The following is a 17,673-nucleotide window of genomic DNA, read 5'->3' as shown; positions in this document are numbered from 1 at the left end:
GGATAGTAAATTATCAGAAGGCCGATTTATATGTCGATGTACTGATCTTTAAATTGCTGCAGCGACTGTAGCTCGGCCTTTACCTGATCTGCCCATTCTTTCTGCTTTTTAACCATTGCTCCATGAAGTGTTTCAGTATCATACCTTTGGTCAGCAGCATTGCTTTCATTAAGGATTTTTTGTATTTCCTGGTTATACATCTTGAGGTCTTTTACTCCTGCCAGTGACAGTTCCATGATCTTCTTCCTGGCTTTTCTGGCATACAATTCTGCGATGTCACAATGCAATTGTTCATGCGCAAGCAGAGCAGGAGACTGGTCACGATACCAGGACTTTGTTTTGATAAACAGTGCGCGCACATGGTAAGAGATTTTGTTTTTCACCATATATGGCTTTGCTTTAATAGCAACAGCCGTACCAGCATCTCCAATAGCTTCAAGGCCGGGCTTTCCCTGAAAATCATTCCAACCTAAATTATAATGAGCTGTCCACTCAATATAATCTGATTGTGAATCATGATTTTCCCCATGAGGTTGAGCCTGAGCATAATAAAACGCTGAAATCAGAATAGTAGAAAATATCGCTTTGACCATAATCATTGATCAAAACCAAAATTCATGCCTTGCAGTTCATGAGGGATTCATTTATACTGATTTTATTCTATTTTTGAGGACAACCAAGAACATTTAAAGAACATAAAAAAATGAAAAAAGTATTAGTAATAGCTTCCGTTTGCCTCATAATGGCAGCCTGTGGAGGAAATCAAAATGAACAGAGCGCCGAAGAAAAGCCGCAGGAAGAAGTAGTAAGTACAGTTACTGAAGAGCCAGCCGTTGTCGGCAATTATGGTGAAGAAATCACTGAGGAAGGTGCCATATCAGCAGAAGAACTATTAGCCAAAATGGACGGTGTAGATTCATTACAGGTCAAAGTTTCGAGTGAAATACTTGCCACCTGTAAAATGAAAGGCTGCTGGATGAAAGTAGAAGTACCCGGTGAAGAAGAAATGAGGGTGACCTTTAAGGACTATGGCTTTTTCGTGCCTAAAGAAGGAGCAGAAGGAAAGGCTGTGGTAATGGAAGGTATTGCAAAGAAAGTAACCACTGATGTGGAAACGTTAAAGCACTTTGCCAAAGATGCCGGAAAGTCGGAAGAGGAAATTGCAGCCATTACAGAGCCTAAAGATGAAATTACTTTTGTAGCTACAGGAGTAATTATTAAAGACACTGAATAAGTCCTGTACAAATACTCTTTTGAACCTATGAAAATTTTCCCAACCCAGTATTCCACTTTATCATCTTCTGCGCTAAACGGATTTGTAAGTGAGCATTATGGGTTGGGGCAAACTTCCTGCAAATACCTGTTAAGGGGAGTCAGTGATACATATCTTATAAAGAGCCGGCAGGAAAAATTTATCCTTAAAGTTTACAGGGAGATGCACAGGTCTCTCGATGAAATAAAGGCAGAAGTTGAACTGCTTAATATTCTGAAGGGCAACGGAGCCAGAGTATCCTACCCATTAAAAGATTTGCAAGGCCAGCAAATCCAGGAGTTTGTGGCAGCGGAAGGCATGCGTTATGGAGTATTGTTTTCTTTCGCTCCCGGTAAGGTATATTACGATTTTACAGATGAACAACTCAGGATCACCGGCAGGGAAATGGCTTTTAACCATAATATAACATCTGACCTGGACCTGAGTTATGACAGGAACAGCTATACCATAGAATCTACTATACACCGGCCATTAAAAGTATTTAAACCGGCTTTTGAAGATTTTACAGAGGGGTATGATTATCTGGTGGATATTTCAGAACGGGTGATTCGAAAGTTGGAAAGCTTCAATGCGGCATCGTTTGGCTATGGGTATTGCCATTATGATTACCTACCCAAAAACTTTCACTTTGATGAACATGATAACCTGACAGTTTTTGATTACGATTTTTGTGGCAAAGGTTACCTCGTCAACGACCTAATGACCTTTCAGGTGCATTATTTTTTCCATACCGTGATCAAAGGCATGAAAAAGGAGGATGCAGATGCCGCATTTCAAACCGCAGTTTCCGGTTACAGGGAATTAAGAAATATATCCGAAGAAGAGCTGGAAGCTATCCCTTATCTGGGTGTTATGTTCTGGAATTTCTACCTTGCTTTTCAGTACGAAAACTTTGATGATTTCTCGAATACCTACTTTGGTGCCGCCCATCTTAAAAAATGGATTGGCTGGGTTAAAGATTGGGAAAAGCTTTATTGTAATTTCTAAAACAGCAGCTTCCCGAATGATTTTTCCCAGAAGGTTGTCACAATATCATGAATAATACTTTTGTACCCGCTTTTTCCGCGTAAGGTCAATGAACAATGTGCCGGAGGCTGCACCAAATCCCCCTGTAAGTCCTCCGATAAAACCCGTTATCAAGATAAGCGCAATATTAGGGATACCCATAAAAACCTGGGCAACGCGATTGGTCAGCAGAGAGGATGTTTGCTGATCTATACTATAAGCCAAAAAAGACCACAAAGCAAAAACAGCCAAAAAGCCGGACATAAATGAAGGAAAAGGTCTCAGTCTAAAAAGAGCTGCTATTACAAAAGCTACCGCTGCCAAAGACCAGAAAGGCAGGTATTGACCGATTACGTAGCATAATACTCCAATTAATATAGTTTGAATGATGAATTTCATTATTCTATGGGTTTCAATGTTTGATCAAATAATATTTTCTCCTGATTCGCCTCTTTTTCGCGCATGAACAGTAGCGGAAGGTACTCTCCATCACGCCAGCCGTCAATCATATTGTCGTACCAGATGCTACCCGGGTTTCCGGATTGTCCTCCGGGATAAATACCCCAGGCTTTTGGCGGAGAACTCATTTCCACGATAAACCTTTCGGAAGGCCCGTGATTACGCTTGGTGGAATTAATAGCGTCGGCTACACCATTCACCTGCACATTGTATCGGCTAAAACCGGCCAGGCTGCCACCTAAATCGGCAAGGTGTCGTATGAATGTCCCCTTATAATTGCCCCAGGTATAATCTATCTGGTTATCTTCCTTCCAGGCTTCCAGGTTCGCCAGAGATTGCTTAAAAGAAGTATTGATAAGGTAAGTCAACGATTCCTTCTGATCGGTGGAGTCCACATCAATGAATTTGTATTGCGGATAGTTTTTGATGATATAGGTGGTAGTATAATCATTGGGTGCGTCAAGGGCCAGGTCAGTTCTGTGGAACTCGTCCCAAATGGAAGTATGCAACTGGTTCCACCAGGCCTGAAAATAGCTGGGAGCTTTAAGACCTACCAGGTAGTTATAATCCCACTTTTTTAGTGCATCTACAACATCTTTTTGCTCGTTGCTCAAACCATCCATTGATAAAGAGTCAAGCAATAAAGGAAGTACTTCCTGAGGAAGTATACTGTAGCTGTTAGATTGCATTTTCATCATATCTTCTACGGTAATGCTGTCCATGGACGTAAGCAGTTGATTGATTATCCTGTTTCTGTAATACTCATAAGAAGCATCATACACCCAGTAAGGATACAAGCTGTCCACCGAGTGCTGATTGGCCGAGCTTACAAATCCTCTCTCCGGATTATATTGGTAAGGGTTCTGCGCCTTGGGGATCAGCGTCTGCCACTCATTTTTAGGATCACTGCCGTCCATCAGGAATTTACCCTGTTCCTTCCATTTTGCTGTAAATTGACCTTGAACCCTTAAAGCGATGTCTCCATCTACGGAAGCAAAGACAATATTTTGAGGAGGTGCATCCCAATATTCTATAGCAGTCAGATAATCCTCATAATTATTGCCTCGGTTTAACTTTAATAAAGCCTTTTGCACTCTGGAAGGTTGGTGCCCGATCCAGTGCAGTGCGTAGTTTTTTCTGCTATCCTCATCACCAAAATTCTTATCATACACTATCGGGCCATGATGTGTAAAGGTAATGGTGTCATAAAAGGGCTCTTCTCCTCGTATTTTAATTGTTTCGACCCTTTTTTCTGTATTCTTCCATTGTCCGTCATGCCAGTATTCATTTCCGCTGTCATCTTTGAGCTTGATCTTGTACCAGTCCCTATGGTCACGAGGGGCATTTGTAAAACCCCATGAGATTGAATCATTGAACCCAATGGTAATACCTGCCGCCCCTGTAAAAGTGAAGCCGTAAACGTTCACCTCAGGTGAATGAAGCTGCAACATGATCCAGAGGGAAGGCAGGTTTAATCCCAGGTGGGTATCGTTGGCCAGAATAGCATTACCGCTGGCAGTCTTGCTACCGGAAACTGCCCAGTTATTACTTCCGTTGTCAGGGTCTGGTTTTGGAAGAGTGGTCTCAATATTATCGGAGGGCAAGGTTATAGCCGGAGCCTCTGTTGCAACCGGCTCAAAAGGCCATGGCGATTTCACATCTGTAGGGATCACCGGGTCTACACCGGGTAAATATTCAGGGAAAAGAAAATCAAAGGTTTCCTTGCCCAGGAGGTTTAGTGCATTTGTGTTTTCAAGGTCATCATCATAACCGGTCAGGTTATTGATCATGTATTCAAGAATAAGGGCAGATTTTAGAGGAGTCCATTCTTCCGGCTCATACCCTAGCAGCTTATATTCTATAGGTAAGTCTTTGTAATTGAGCGATTGAATATATTGGTTCACCCCATCCGCATAAGCCTCTATGGCTTTGTTTGCCTCTTCATCAGTACGCATGGCATTGTATGTGGACTCGGCCCCTAAAAGCATGCCCTTTCTTCGCTGCATCCTATCAAACTCCAGCCCATTTGTACCTATGATCTCAGAAACCCTACCTGCTGCAGCGTGCGTCTGAAATTCCATCTGCCATAACCGATGCTGGGCTATAATGTAGCCTTGCGCCATATACATGTCATGGTTATTGTTTGCGAAAATATGAGGGACGCCATTGTCGTCGTATTTAACTGTTACGGGTTCATTCAGCCCTGTTAACGCCACCTGAGATTGATAAGGAAAGCTGTCCCGCTCGGCATTTTGCCAAAATCCGTGGTTAGGATCCAGAAATTTGCCTAAAGGAGGTACAGGAGTACCCTGGATAACTAAACGGTTATTGAAAGCATAGACGAGTAAAAATGTAATGCTGACAATGACTAAAAATTTGAATAACTTCATGAATATCAGTATGATTTTATGGGGTCATGAAAAGAATGAGTATTCTAAAAATTCCTGATCCATTAAAGTAATTATAAATCATTAAAAATATTAAGGCTTACGTAAAATAATCCTCTTATCTTTGATCGGTTTTTACTTAATAATGGAAATTATCCTTAAAAAATATAGTCAATCTCAGATAGACAAGGCCAGGAAGATCAAAGCCATCATATTTGACGTTGATGGAGTGCTGACCAACGGCGGAATTATTTATAGCAACAGCAGTGACGAGCTGAAAGTCTTCAATGTAAAAGACGGACAGATCATTAAACACCTGAAAGCCAATAATCTAATCATAGGGGCGATCACCGGAAGAACATCCGATTTGGTCGCCAGGCGTTGCGAAGAACTTAGGCTGGACTTTTTTTATCAGCATGTAAAAGATAAATTTGCGGTTTATAATGATGTTCTGGAAAAGTACAGGCTTTCGGATGACCAGGTTGCTTATATAGGAGATGATATAATAGACCTGAAATTAATTAAATACGCAGGCCTGGGAGTGGCACCGGCAGATGCTCTGGAATACGTAAAGGGATATGCTGATTTAGTTACTGAAAAGAAAGGTGGAGAAGGAGTAGTTCGGGAAACCGCTGACTTCATTCTGGCTTCACAAGGCCTGTTGGAAGAAATAGTAAAGAGTTACATAGACAATTGATGGAGATATTTAAAGAAAGTGTTAAGATCACGGAAAATATAAATTTAGGAGGCGACAGGCTGGTGTTGTTTGCCGGGCCATGTGCAGCGGAAAGCTATGACATATGCATGGAAACCGGCGCAAAGGTAAAAGAGGTGTGCCAACAATTAGATATAGACTATGTATTCAAAGCCTCATTTGATAAAGCCAACCGTACATCTGCTGGCTCATATCGCGGTAAAGGTTTAGACTCAGGTCTTGAAATTCTTTCAAGAGTTAAAAAAGACCTGAGCGTTCCGGCTGTTACAGACATTCACGAATCATACCAGGCCAAAGAAGTAGCTGAAGTTGTAGACGTATTACAGATCCCTGCATTTCTATGCAGACAAACAGATTTACTGCTCGCGGCAGCTGAAACCGGTAAAATGGTCAAAGTAAAAAGAGGCCAGTTTATGGCGCCGGAAGACATGAAGTATGCAGTGGATAAGGTACGCGGAGCAGGCAACCCTAACGTTTGTCTGACCGAAAGGGGAGTATCATTCGGTTATCATAACCTTGTAGTCGACATGAGAGCACTCCCTACTATGCGACAATACGCTCCGGTAGTTTTTGACGTTACCCATAGCGTACAGCAGCCAGGAGGTGCAGGAGGCACCTCCGGAGGCCAACGACAGTTTGCCCCTTATCTGGGTAGAGCAGCTGCGGCAGTAGGAGTAGACGGTTTCTTCATAGAAACCCATCCCAATCCCTCAAAAGCATTAAGCGACGGGCCTAACATGGTGCCACTCAATGAAATAGAAGAGTTCCTCAAGATGCTGAAGGAAGTATGGATGTTGGGAAAAAGTTTTGTAAAATAGTACACGCGATTTTTTGAAATGAGAAACCTGATTATTTTGATTTTTATTGTGGTGTTGGGGGCGTCGTGTGTGCCAGCCAAAAAGTTGGTGTATTTGCAGCATGAAGATGAGCTTAGTGAAAGAGATGAAATTCCAAGGGACACAATCTTGCGTATTCATCAAATGAACATTACAGAGTATAGAATTCAGCCTCTTGATATCCTTTCGGTAAACTTTGAAAGTATAACAGATGAGGAATATGATTTCTTCTCTAAGATCAACCCGCAACGAGTTGGGGCTGGTATAAATCAGACTCTTTCAGGAATTCTGGTTGATACAGATGGGAATATTGAATACCCGGTAATTGGAAAGGTTAATGTTGCAGGGCAGACAGTATTTGAAGCTCAGGAAAGGATTCAAAAGATAGCTAATCAATTTCTGAGAGATGCCGTTGTTAGAATTAGATTACTGAATTTTCGCTTCACTGTCTTGGGGGAGGTAAACAATGAAAATGTAGTTAATTCTTATAACACCAGAATTACAATGATGGAGGCAATTGGAATGGCTGGCGGGTTTGGAGAACTTGCAGACAGAAGCTTCGTTAAGGTCATAAGGCAAGTAGGTAATTCTTCAGAGGTTCATTACATAAATCTTCTGGAAGAACAATATATTGAGTCGTCTTATTATTATGTGCAACAGAACGATATTATTATAGTACCACCACTGAAACAACGTACCTTCAAAAAATACTTTGCTTCCAATCTCGGGTTATGGACATCAACGCTGTCGGCAGCATTATTTATAGTAACTTTATTACGACAGTAAGCATTTTCTCGTATTTATAGTCTCGTTTAACAACATTTGCTACCAATATTTTGAAGAATACATTTGAACATGAGGATCTTGAGAACTTTGAAGGAGAACAGCAAGTATCCCGAAAAAACATCCAATTAATCAATTATAAGCGAGTTTTTGTTAGGGCAATTAAGTATTGGTATTTAATTATAATTACTGTTCTTATCGCCTTAGTTTGCGCCTATATTATCAATCGGTATAGCACAAAAATTTATCCTGTAACAGCTTCGATTATTATAAGGGAAAGCGAGGAAAATGCAGGTGCGAAATTTTTGTATAACAACGCTTTGGTGAACCCATATAGAAACTTCTATAATGAACTTTATATATTAAAATCGTATCCACTGATGCAAAAAGTTGTTGAAGAGTTGAATTTTACAACAGCTTTTTATCGTGAGGGTAATATAAAAACAGTGGAGTATTATGATGTGAATTTTCCTGTTGAATTTCACATTTTGGATGGAGCATCTATGCCCTGGGGGAGATCTATGGGGTTTAAGATCAAGAATCAAACACATTTTGAACTTGAATATCTGAATCAGGATGATACAAAAGGAGGGAAGCGTTTTGAACAGCTTGCTTTTAATGACACATTAAAAATCAATGGTTTTAAGCTCTATGTCTTAAAAAAACATGAAATTAACAATGAAATACTCAACCAGTTTTATATTGTAAAGTTTATTGATCCGTTTCAATTGGCAAAAAAATATTCGGGAAAGTTAAGAGCTGAATGGGCCCAGCAAGGAGCTTCAGTTGTTAACCTGGATATTTCAGGTCCTGTGCCGGAAAAAGAAATCGCTTTTCTGAATAAATTTATAGAGAGATATCAGGAGTATGATGTCAATAAAAAAAATCAGGTAGCTACTAAATCTCTGGAATTTCTTGATCAGCAGTTAGATTTTATTGGGGACTCACTTCGTTTTTACGAAAATAAAATCCTTGCCTTTAGGCAGAACAATGCAAGTAGTAACCTGAGTGCCGAAGCTGGGAGACTTTATGCGAGACTTCAGGATTTAGAAGCGCAGAAAGTGAAAATGAATTTGCAAGATAATTACTTTAAGTATCTGGAGGGTGTGTTAGAAAAGCGCCAGTTAAAGGATGATCAATTAGTGACTCCATCTAGTGTTGGTATTACAGATGCAGTTCTGGTAGGCCTAATTGAAGAGTTAATAAATTTACAAGGGAGCATCTATAAAGAAAATGGAGCGGAGAGACTTGAAGATAACCCACTTTTTCAGGAGAGAAAACGGAGAATAGGTCAATTAAAAAAGCTTATTTTAGAGGGTATAGAGAATTATCGCGAAACTCAAAAAATTAATAGAGATTTTATCAATCAGCAGATATCAACGATTGAAACTGAATTATCCAGACTCCCAAGAATGGAACAGGAACTCGTGGATATTCAACGGAATTATTCATTACGAGAAAATTTATATAATTTTTTATTGCAGAAACGAGCTGAAGCGGGAATTTCCCGTGCTTCTACAACTTCTGATATCGTTGTGGTCAATCCTCCTTTAATTGCGGGAGGACAGATATCCCCTAAACCTGTTCAGAATTACCTTGTGGCGCTGTTGATAGGGTTAGTGCTTCCTTCTTTATTATTTGTGATTTTAGAACTTCTTAACCAAAAGATTCAATCCAAGGAGGACATTGAAGGGCTTACGGCCATACCTGTTGTAGGTGGTATTGGACACAACAGTGAAAAGGGTAATTTAATTGCTTATGAAAAACCAAGATCGGGATTGGCTGAATCATTTAGAGCACTGAGAAGTAATTTAAATTATTTTACAGAAGGTAAGAACAAAAAGATGTTTGTTATAACATCATCTATTGCCGGTGAGGGTAAGACTTTCACTACGATTAATCTGGCAACAATATTTGCATTTGCAGACAAGAAAACAATCATAGTTGGTGCAGATATGAGAAAACCTCGTATTTATGATGACTTTGGCTTGTCAAATGATAAAGGTCTAAGCCAATATTTATCAGGAATTAAATCTCAGGATGAGGTAATTCAAAAAACTCATGTGCCAAATCTGGATATAATTAGTGCCGGACCAGTTCCGCCTAATCCAAGTGAATTATTAATGACAAGCAGGTTAGAGCAAATGATTGATAATCTTTTTGAGTATTACGATTTTCTCATTTTTGATACACCTCCAATAGCGTTGGTAACAGACGCATTCCTGTTGTCTAAAAAAGCTGACCATACGCTTTTTTTGGTTCGTCAGAACTATACGCCAATACAAGCTCTTCAAAACATTCAGGAGTTCTATGAATTAGGAAAACTGCGGGGGGTTAGCATATTGCTTAATGATATTAAAAAATCAGGTATGGGTTATGGCTACGGCTACGGCTACGGTTATGGCTATGGTTATGGCTACGGATATGGCTATGGGGTGTCCCGAAGTAAAGGCAATAGTCATGGTTATTATAAAGAGGATTAAATTGCTTGCCAAAAGGTAATATGAGTGAGCAAAGCCTCAAAAAGCGTTCTTTTTATGCCTTTGCATGGAACATGTCTGGTACCTTGTTGCGGCAAGGAAGTGGGTTTATTATTTCCATTTTTCTGGCCCGGCTATTGGAGCCGTCCGAGTTTGGTTTGGTAGGAATGGCAATGGTGTTTATCAGCATCAGTCAAGTATTTATTGATGTTGGCTTTGCATCAGCGCTTATTCAAAATAAAGAAAATACGAGGCTAACATATAGTTCTGTCTTTTATCTCAATTTGTCGGTAGGCTTGTTTTTAACCGTATTGTTTTACTTTTTGGCGCCCTTCGTGGGATCCTTTTATAACAATACTGAGATAACCGGCTTATTAAAGTGGCTTTCTTTGATTTTTATTTTTAATTCGCTTAATCAGGTACAGGCCGCAATATTAAAACGGGAGTTGAACTTTAAGTTGTTGACAGTTCGAGGTGTAATATCTAACCTAGTTGGAGGGGTATTGGGTGTAGTCTTTGCTTTTCAGGGATTTGGAGTGTACGCTTTGGTAATACAGCAATTAAGCACATCCTTCTTAGGTACCATTTTATTATGGTCAGCTTCAGGCTGGAAGCCAGATTTCTCTTTTTCTTTAAAAGAACTGAAAAAACTGACAGGCTTTAGTGCGTTTATGTTCTTTGATCGGTTTGCCTCAATGATTTTTCAAAAACTGGATATACTGTTTATAGGCAAGGTTTTTTCACCAGCGACACTTGGCTTTTATTCTCGCGCGGAGTCATTAAATTCTCAGGTGACAACCTATACATCCAAAAGTTTAATGTCTGTGTTTTTCCCTGTTTTGAGTGGCTTGCAAGATGATCTGGATAAATTTAATAAAGTTTATTTTAAGGTTGTAAGCTTTATATGCTTCCTCTCTTTCTTAATTTCAGGTCTGTTATTCATTTTGGCAGAACCAATCATTATAGGTTTGTTTGGAGAAAACTGGGCATTTAGCATAGTCCTTTTCCAAATTTTGGTTTTTAAAAGCTTTAACCCTCCATTAAACTCAATGATGCTAAATGCTTTGCTTAGTAGGGGAAAATCAAAGGAAAATTTTAAGATCGGAATTGTAAGAAAGATTATCAGAGCATTGCCGATCGTAATAGGTCTGTTATATGGGTTAATTCCTTTTGTTTGGGCGGTTACCGGGTTAAGTTATATTCTAACTGTATACAATTCTTACTTTATTCAAAGGTATTTGGGCATAAGCATGATATATCACTTAAGGAAAATTTTTGAAGGGATAATCCCTTTTATAATCTTTGTACTGTTGGCTTATTATTTAGGAAATACTCTACTTATAAAAATAATTCTATCAATTGTCTATATAATTTTTTATTTGTTTTACTCCTCTCTAATTAGAATGGAGGGGCTGGTATTGGCCAGAGAAGAGTTTAGTAATATTTTGAAAAAGATTTTATGAGTAAAAGCAATAAAGGAGGAATTTTTCTTTTGGGTTCAGAAAGATCAGGGAGCAACTTGTTAAGAACTTTAATAGGCAACCACTCAAAGATCAGTGCACCTGTAGCTCCACATTTTTGTGATGCGTTTGGAAATGCTTATAACTATTATCTTCCCTTATCCTTAAGCAATAGGGTGATGCTTTTAAAGGATATGGAGCTTTATGCTAATCATGAATATAATGGGTGGAATCTGAATATGGATTATGATAAGGTCTGCAATAAGTACGGACTAAATTCCATTGTTGAATTTGCACATGCTTTATATCAGGAGAAGGCATGTTCCGAGGAGTGTGAACTATATTTTTCTAAGGATAATCATAACCATAAATATGCATTGGCTATATTGAAGGATCTGCCAGATGCAAAGTTCATATACCTATATAGAGATCCGCGAGATCATGTAGCTTCATGGTTAAGAACACCTCTTTTTATGCATACCGCTTATTCGGTAATAACTAAATGGAAGAAAGAACAAAGAGATATACTTAACCTACATAATTTGTACAATGTTGATATGTGTTTCGTGAAATATGAAGATTTAATTTCCAATACCGAAAGCGTAATGACGAATGTACTAGGTTATATTAACCTGAAGGTTGAGGAAGCTTGCTTTAATACCAATAAAGAAACCAAGGAAGCTAAGCGTAATCCTCTTTGGAAAAATCTGGATAAGCCTATATTAAAGGAGAATAAAAATAAGTATAAGGACAAGTTAAAGGGTGCAGATTTGAATATGGTTGAAACTATTGCCAGTCACTATATGAGTGGTCTGAAATACGAGCCTACAACAAACCAGGATTGGAATATGGGAAACCCTTATTTTTTTAAGCTAAATCAAATTATTCAAACGAAGCACTCATCAATTGTAAATAGAAAACTAAAAGAAAAGGAAATGGCGGCTTTAAGGGATAAAATCCAGTTTAGGAAAGAACTTTTTAAAAAATTCAAATAATGATCCCTGTCACAAAGCCGTATCTTCCCCCTCTTGAAAAGTATCAGCAATATGTTGCCGACATATATCAGCGGCATTGGTTAACTAATAATGGCCCGCTTGTCAATGAGCTTGAACTATCATTAAAGAGATATTTAAATACGAAACATTTGCTCTTTGTTAGCAATGGGACTGTGGCCTTGCAACTGGCCATAAAGACTTTAGGCTTAAAGGGGGAGATCATAACTACACCCTTTTCTTATGTGGCAACTACAAGTAGTATAGTATGGGAAGGGTGCAGACCTGTTTTTGTTGACATTGATAAGAAAACTTTAAATATAGACCCCGATCAGATAGAAAAGTCGATAACCAAGAATACTTCTGCAATATTAGCCACGCATTGCTTTGGAAATGCTTGTGATATGGAGTCTATTCAATCAATAGCGGATAGATATAAACTTAGAGTAATCTATGATGCTGCCCATTGCTTTGGTACTACATATAAGGGTAAAAATATTTTCGAATATGGTGATATAAGCACTACAAGCCTACATGCCACTAAATTAATGCACTCTATAGAAGGAGGTTTAGTAATCACCAAAGATGCGGAATTGCTAAAACGAATGGCTTATATGCGCAATTTTGGACATGACGGGCCAGAAAAATTTAACGGCGTTGGAATAAATGGTAAAAACTCGGAGTTTCACGCCGCTATGGGTCTTTGTGTACTGGATGATATAGAATTAATATTGGCGAAGCGTAAAGCTCAGTGTGAACATTATGATAAGATATTATTAAACTTGGACGTAAGGCGACCTGATATTCAAGAAGGGTGTGGTTATAATTATGCGTATTACCCGGTTATCTTCAAAACAGAAGAAGAAGCACTATTAATGAAAAGAGCCCTTGAAGAGAAAAAAAATCTTTCCCCGCAGGTATTTTTTCCCTTCATTAAGCACTTTGGACTACGTAAACAGTCAAGATACACCTCAATCCAATGAAGTAGCTTCTTCTATATTATGTTTGCCACTGTATCATCATTTAAGTATAGAAGAGCAAGATATGATTGGTAGAATATTATTAAGGACACAAAATTATGGGTAGAAAGATTGCAGTGATGCAGCCATATGTTTTTCCATACTTAGGATACTTCCAACTTATAAACAGTGTAGACATATTTGTGCTGTATGACGATGTCAATTTCATAAAGCAAGGCTGGATCAATAGAAATAAAATTTTACTTAATGGCAAGGAGAGTTTATTTACAGTCCCAATAAATGGAGTTAGTTCGTTTAGGCCAATTCGAGAGACGGAGATTAGCGGACCAATTTACCTGAAATGGCAAAAAAAATTTCTGAAATCGCTTAGGCAGTCATATATAAAAGCGCCTTTTTTTGAAAACATATATCCGATTATAGAGACGGTAATTTTAAGAAACCATAAAAATATTGGCGAATTGGCCGGAGATAGTATACAGCTTGTGAGTAACTATCTGGGGATAGATACAGAATTTTTATATTCATCGGAATGCTTTTCAGATTCAAAAAGCTTAGACAAGGCAGATAGATTAATTGCAATTGTAAACGAGCTATCCGGAGATCATTATATTAACCCATCCGGGGGAAAGGAACTATACCAAAAGGGAATGTTTGAGAAAGCTGGTCTTAAATTATCTTTTATTAAAAACCATCTAAGACCATATACTCAATTGGGAGAAGAGTTTAAGGCAGGATTATCGATTATTGATGTGTTAATGTTTAATGATATAGAAGAAATACAGAAAATGTTAACACAATTTGAGCTTGAGTAATGCATATTCATAGAGTAGCTATACATAGTGTCCCTCGTTCTGGTTCCTCATGGTTCGGAGCATTGATGGATGCGCATCCTGAAATAATTTATAAGTACCAGCCCCTGTTTTCCTACGCTTTTAAAGGTTTCTTAAGTGAGTCATCTGAAGAGAAGGATATTATTGATTTTTTTAACAGCATAAGCATTACAAAGGATGATTTTCTAGACCAGCTTGAATCTAAAAATAAAGGACTTGTTACTGAGTTTCTAAAAACAGAACCAAAAGCTATAGTCTATAAAGAAGTTCGCTATCATCATATTCTTAAGAATATGCTAGAACGTGATAAAGAGGTAAGAGTGATTGGATTAATAAGGAACCCACTGGCAGTTATTTATTCTTGGTGGACAGCACCGAAGGAGTTTAAGAGAGAATTGGGATGGAACTTTGAAAATGAGTGGTTGGAGGCGCCGTCGAAAAACCTGAATAGAAAAGAGGAATTTAATGGATATCAAAAATGGAAAGAAGTGGCAATCTTGTTTAATAATCTAAAAGTAATGTTTCCTGATAGATTCCTTCTTGTAAAATATAGTGATTTGCTTCATGAGACTGAGCACGTAGTTAATAGTGTTATGAAGTTTATTGGTTTAAATATTGATATACAGCAGTTAGACTTTATAAAAGCGAGTAAGGGTAGACATACCACTGATGCTTATGGAGTCTTTAAGAAAAAACCTGATGACTTTGAATGGGTAGGGAGGCTACCGGATTCGATGGTTGAGTATATTAAAAATGACCTTGACAAAACTAAACTGAAGGAATATCTGGATCAATGAACTTTACAGAATTTAGTAGTAGGTACGAACAGGTTGCTGTACAACAATATCCCCACCAGGTAAAAACAACAGAACCTTTGGTTTCGGTATGTGTACAGACATATCAGCATGAACCATTTATCAGGCAATGTTTGGATAGCATATTACAGCAAAAGACAAATTTTACTTTTGAAGTGTTAATAGGAGAGGATGCCTCAAAAGATGAAACTAGAAATATTTGTATTGAATATGCTAATAAATATTCAGACAAAGTTCGTCTCTTCCTGCATAATCGGGAAAACAATATTAGGATAGACGGAACTCCTACCGGCCGATTTAATTTTGCATATAATTTATTCTCATCAAAAGGGAAATACATTGCCCTTTGTGAGGGCGATGATTACTGGACAGACCCCCTTAAACTGCAAAAGCAAATTGACTTTTTGGAAGAAAATGAGCGCTTTGTAATCAGCTTTCATGATACGATGGTGGTTGATGAAAATAATAAGTTAATTCGGGAAGGAAGAATAAAGAATTTGAAAGCTGAAAGACAGCAATATGAATTAGTAAAGGGTGCACATTTACCAACCAATTCTGTTGTTTTTAGAAATTTGCTCAAATCGTATCCTGAGCGTTTTTTTAGATCAAAGAATGGAGATACTTTTTTATTTGCTATTTTAGGACAGCATGGACCAGGATACTTCAATAAAGAGGTGGCAAATTCTGTTTATAGGGTCCATAGCAATGGTATGTGGAGCACAGCAAATAAAATTGAAAAATTAAGATCTTCAAGGAATACTTTTGATAACCTTAACACAGTTATTAGCTGGCAGTATAAGCATGTGGTTAATCGAAAGTTGATGAGTATTAACTGGAGGCTTCTCCGAACTCCTGTGGGAGGAATTGAAAAGTTGAAAGTAGCCTTAAGATTGTTAAAACATTGTACTAATCATATGGTATTCGTCTGGTTTAGAAATAAGGGATAATAGCTCTAACTTTAAAGCCAGACTTTATTGCTGATGTTACATCGGGTTAATGTTTTAATTTCCATTTGTGAAACTATTTAAAATGCTCTGTCCACATTTGTAGAATAGATCGTGTTGAAGAGCAAAGCTAAAAATCTGATTTTTATGAACTTTAAAATTTTAGATTGTACCCTTAGAGATGGTGGGTACTACACTCAGTGGGATTTTGAAGAGAACCTGATTGAGAACTATATAAATTCTTTTAATTATTTGCCAGTTGATTATTTGGAAATAGGTTACCGAAGTAAACCTATGAAAGATTATCATGGAGAATACTTTTATTGCCCAACATACATATTGGAAAGAGTCAGAAGGGATTCCGGTAAAAAATTGGCCATTATATTGAATGAAAAGGATGTGAGGGCTCACGACGTGGAAAACTTACTTATACCATGCAATGGTCATATCGATTTAGTTAGAATAGCAGTAGATCCTTCCAATTTTGAAAGAGCTCTTGGTGTGGCAGAGGAAGTTAAGAAACTTGGTTTTGAAGTTAGTTTCAATGTCATGTATATGTCTAAATGGAAGGAGAATAAAGAGTTTTTGAACCATTTGTCTGGCAGTAATGGTTTACTTGATTTCTTTTATTTGGTAGACTCGTACGGCGGAGTATACCCTGCAGATGTTAAGGAAACCATAGAGATGGTCAAAGAGAGGGTTAACTGTAAAATAGGTTTTCATGGGCATAATAATCTGGAACTAGCCCTTATAAATACTCTTACGGCAATTGACTGTGGAGCTGATATAGTTGATGCCACTATAACAGGTATGGGAAGAGGTGCTGGCAACCTTAAAACAGAATTGCTACTGACTGCTTTAAATACAAAAACTGATTTGGCGCTTAATTTTGATGCGTTGAGCAATGTTGTGACTGCTTTTGAAAACTTGCGGGAAGAGCATAACTGGGGAACTAATTTGCCTTATATGGTATCCGGGGCAAATTCTTTGCCTCAAAAGAATGTTATGGAATGGGTTACCCAAAGATTCTATTCATTCAATAGTATCATACGAGCTTTGCAAAATCAACGGCAAGGGGTTCAGGATAATCAGCATTTCCCTACCTTTAAGCCCGAAAGAAAGTTTAAACAAGCCCTTATTATCGGAGGCGGACCGAATGCCATAAAGCACAGTACTGCCATAAAGGAATATGTAAGGAAAGGTGAAGATATATGTATAATACATGCCAGCTCAAAAAATGCAAAGGCGTACAGAGATTTGAATGTAGAACAATTCTTTTGTTTGGTGGGTAGTGAAGGTCATCGGCTTGAAAAAGTATTTGATGATTTTGGCGATTTCACATGGGTCTGTGTATTGCCACCATTTCCACGGAAAATGGGAACCTATATTCCTAAAGCTGTTAACGAGGAAACTTATGAGTTGGAACAGATTGATTTCAGTGATAAACTCACAGATACTCATACAGCGCTGGCTCTTCAAACGTCGGTAGAGCTGGCCAGTGAAAGGGTACTTATAGCTGGTTATGATGGGTATCAGGAGTCCACTTTAACACAGTTGGAGCGAAACTTATCTGAAGAGAATGAATATTTATTTAAAGTCTTTTCTGAAGCTCATCAATTGGAGATAGCATGTATCACTCCAACAAACTATAAGAGTTTACCGGTGACTTCGGTTTATTCTTTCTTACTTTAGCAGGGACTTAATATTGATCATA

Annotated in this window: 16 protein-coding genes; 13 read left to right on the top strand and 3 right to left on the bottom strand. The window is 38.2% G+C overall.

The genetic code is table 11. From position 1 onward, the window contains the following. Window positions 1-26: 26 nt before the first annotated feature. Window positions 27-593, bottom strand: coding sequence for a DUF922 domain-containing protein (locus tag LVD17_RS25620; RefSeq protein WP_233762743.1), 567 nt, complete (start codon window positions 591-593; stop codon window positions 27-29). Between the two features lie 110 nt (window positions 594-703). On the opposite strand from LVD17_RS25620, the gene LVD17_RS25615 reads away from it, so the two are divergent. Together LVD17_RS25615 and LVD17_RS25610 are read left to right on the top strand one after the other, a co-directional pair. Further along, window positions 704-1,234: a DUF4920 domain-containing protein gene (locus tag LVD17_RS25615; protein ID WP_233762742.1), complete on the top strand. Its 531-nt coding sequence runs from the start codon at window positions 704-706 to the stop codon at window positions 1,232-1,234. Window positions 1,235-1,261: 27 nt separating this feature from the next. Continuing rightward, window positions 1,262-2,260 (top strand): phosphotransferase enzyme family protein, encoded by a 999-nt coding sequence (locus LVD17_RS25610; RefSeq protein WP_233762739.1) that lies wholly within the window; start codon window positions 1,262-1,264, stop codon window positions 2,258-2,260. Window positions 2,261-2,305: 45 nt separating this feature from the next. Here LVD17_RS25610 and LVD17_RS25605 read toward each other — a convergent pair whose 3' ends face one another. After that, on the bottom strand, window positions 2,306-2,677 hold the full coding sequence (locus LVD17_RS25605; RefSeq protein WP_233762738.1) for a hypothetical protein: 372 nt from the start codon (window positions 2,675-2,677) through the stop codon (window positions 2,306-2,308). After that, window positions 2,677-5,127: a penicillin acylase family protein gene (locus tag LVD17_RS25600; RefSeq protein ID WP_233762736.1), complete on the bottom strand. Its 2,451-nt coding sequence runs from the start codon at window positions 5,125-5,127 to the stop codon at window positions 2,677-2,679. The genes LVD17_RS25605 and LVD17_RS25600 overlap by 1 nt, the downstream gene beginning before the upstream one ends. Window positions 5,128-5,269: 142 nt before the next feature. On the opposite strand from LVD17_RS25600, the gene LVD17_RS25595 reads away from it, so the two are divergent. The 11 genes from LVD17_RS25595 (at window position 5,270) to LVD17_RS25545 (ending at window position 17,651) form a co-directional block, all read left to right on the top strand. Continuing rightward, window positions 5,270-5,821, top strand: coding sequence for a KdsC family phosphatase (locus LVD17_RS25595; protein WP_233762734.1), 552 nt, complete (start codon window positions 5,270-5,272; stop codon window positions 5,819-5,821). Further along, window positions 5,821-6,657: a 3-deoxy-8-phosphooctulonate synthase gene (kdsA, locus tag LVD17_RS25590; RefSeq protein ID WP_233762732.1), complete on the top strand. Its 837-nt coding sequence runs from the start codon at window positions 5,821-5,823 to the stop codon at window positions 6,655-6,657. The genes LVD17_RS25595 and kdsA overlap by 1 nt, the downstream gene beginning before the upstream one ends. Before the next feature lie 87 nt (window positions 6,658-6,744). Further along, a complete protein-coding gene (locus LVD17_RS25585) occupies window positions 6,745-7,461 on the top strand; it encodes a polysaccharide biosynthesis/export family protein (RefSeq protein WP_233767991.1) in 717 nt (238 codons plus the stop codon). A 50-nt stretch (window positions 7,462-7,511) separates the two neighbouring features. After that, the gene (locus LVD17_RS25580) at window positions 7,512-9,941 is read left to right on the top strand and encodes a GumC family protein (protein ID WP_233762730.1); all 2,430 of its coding nucleotides are present in this window, start codon (window positions 7,512-7,514) and stop codon (window positions 9,939-9,941) included. A 20-nt stretch (window positions 9,942-9,961) separates the two neighbouring features. Next, window positions 9,962-11,401, top strand: coding sequence for a lipopolysaccharide biosynthesis protein (locus LVD17_RS25575; protein ID WP_306415962.1), 1,440 nt, complete (start codon window positions 9,962-9,964; stop codon window positions 11,399-11,401). Further along, complete coding sequence (locus LVD17_RS25570; RefSeq protein ID WP_233762728.1) at window positions 11,398-12,393, top strand: sulfotransferase family protein; 996 nt, start codon at window positions 11,398-11,400, stop codon at window positions 12,391-12,393. Before LVD17_RS25575 ends, LVD17_RS25570 begins: the two co-directional genes overlap by 4 nt. Further along, a complete protein-coding gene (locus tag LVD17_RS25565; RefSeq protein WP_233762726.1) occupies window positions 12,393-13,373 on the top strand; it encodes a DegT/DnrJ/EryC1/StrS family aminotransferase in 981 nt (326 codons plus the stop codon). The genes LVD17_RS25570 and LVD17_RS25565 overlap by 1 nt, the downstream gene beginning before the upstream one ends. Before the next feature lie 95 nt (window positions 13,374-13,468). Next, window positions 13,469-14,182: a WbqC family protein gene (locus LVD17_RS25560; protein ID WP_233762724.1), complete on the top strand. Its 714-nt coding sequence runs from the start codon at window positions 13,469-13,471 to the stop codon at window positions 14,180-14,182. Continuing rightward, window positions 14,182-14,997, top strand: coding sequence for a sulfotransferase domain-containing protein (locus tag LVD17_RS25555; RefSeq protein WP_233762722.1), 816 nt, complete (start codon window positions 14,182-14,184; stop codon window positions 14,995-14,997). Before LVD17_RS25560 ends, LVD17_RS25555 begins: the two co-directional genes overlap by 1 nt. Continuing rightward, on the top strand, window positions 14,994-15,962 hold the full coding sequence (locus LVD17_RS25550) for a glycosyltransferase (RefSeq protein WP_233762720.1): 969 nt from the start codon (window positions 14,994-14,996) through the stop codon (window positions 15,960-15,962). The genes LVD17_RS25555 and LVD17_RS25550 overlap by 4 nt, the downstream gene beginning before the upstream one ends. 144 nt (window positions 15,963-16,106) lie before the next feature. Beyond that, window positions 16,107-17,651 (top strand): aldolase catalytic domain-containing protein, encoded by a 1,545-nt coding sequence (locus tag LVD17_RS25545; protein ID WP_233762718.1) that lies wholly within the window; start codon window positions 16,107-16,109, stop codon window positions 17,649-17,651. Window positions 17,652-17,673 lie beyond the last annotated feature (22 nt).

The sequence above is a fragment of the Fulvivirga ulvae genome (assembly GCF_021389975.1).
Lineage (GTDB): Bacteria > Bacteroidota > Bacteroidia > Cytophagales > Cyclobacteriaceae > Fulvivirga > Fulvivirga ulvae.
This window is presented reverse-complemented; position numbering and strand designations above follow the sequence as displayed.

Coding starts and splice junctions, on each gene's coding strand:
- LVD17_RS25620 (WP_233762743.1), bottom strand. CDS start 593: ATGGTCAAAGCGATATTTTCTACTATTCTGATTTCAGCGTTTTATTAT.
- LVD17_RS25615 (WP_233762742.1), top strand. CDS start 704: ATGAAAAAAGTATTAGTAATAGCTTCCGTTTGCCTCATAATGGCAGCC.
- LVD17_RS25610 (WP_233762739.1), top strand. CDS start 1,262: ATGAAAATTTTCCCAACCCAGTATTCCACTTTATCATCTTCTGCGCTA.
- LVD17_RS25605 (WP_233762738.1), bottom strand. CDS start 2,677: ATGAAATTCATCATTCAAACTATATTAATTGGAGTATTATGCTACGTA.
- LVD17_RS25600 (WP_233762736.1), bottom strand. CDS start 5,127: ATGAAGTTATTCAAATTTTTAGTCATTGTCAGCATTACATTTTTACTC.
- LVD17_RS25595 (WP_233762734.1), top strand. CDS start 5,270: ATGGAAATTATCCTTAAAAAATATAGTCAATCTCAGATAGACAAGGCC.
- kdsA (WP_233762732.1), top strand. CDS start 5,821: ATGGAGATATTTAAAGAAAGTGTTAAGATCACGGAAAATATAAATTTA.
- LVD17_RS25575 (WP_306415962.1), top strand. CDS start 9,962: ATGAGTGAGCAAAGCCTCAAAAAGCGTTCTTTTTATGCCTTTGCATGG.
- LVD17_RS25570 (WP_233762728.1), top strand. CDS start 11,398: ATGAGTAAAAGCAATAAAGGAGGAATTTTTCTTTTGGGTTCAGAAAGA.
- LVD17_RS25565 (WP_233762726.1), top strand. CDS start 12,393: ATGATCCCTGTCACAAAGCCGTATCTTCCCCCTCTTGAAAAGTATCAG.
- LVD17_RS25560 (WP_233762724.1), top strand. CDS start 13,469: ATGGGTAGAAAGATTGCAGTGATGCAGCCATATGTTTTTCCATACTTA.
- LVD17_RS25555 (WP_233762722.1), top strand. CDS start 14,182: ATGCATATTCATAGAGTAGCTATACATAGTGTCCCTCGTTCTGGTTCC.
- LVD17_RS25550 (WP_233762720.1), top strand. CDS start 14,994: ATGAACTTTACAGAATTTAGTAGTAGGTACGAACAGGTTGCTGTACAA.
- LVD17_RS25545 (WP_233762718.1), top strand. CDS start 16,107: ATGAACTTTAAAATTTTAGATTGTACCCTTAGAGATGGTGGGTACTAC.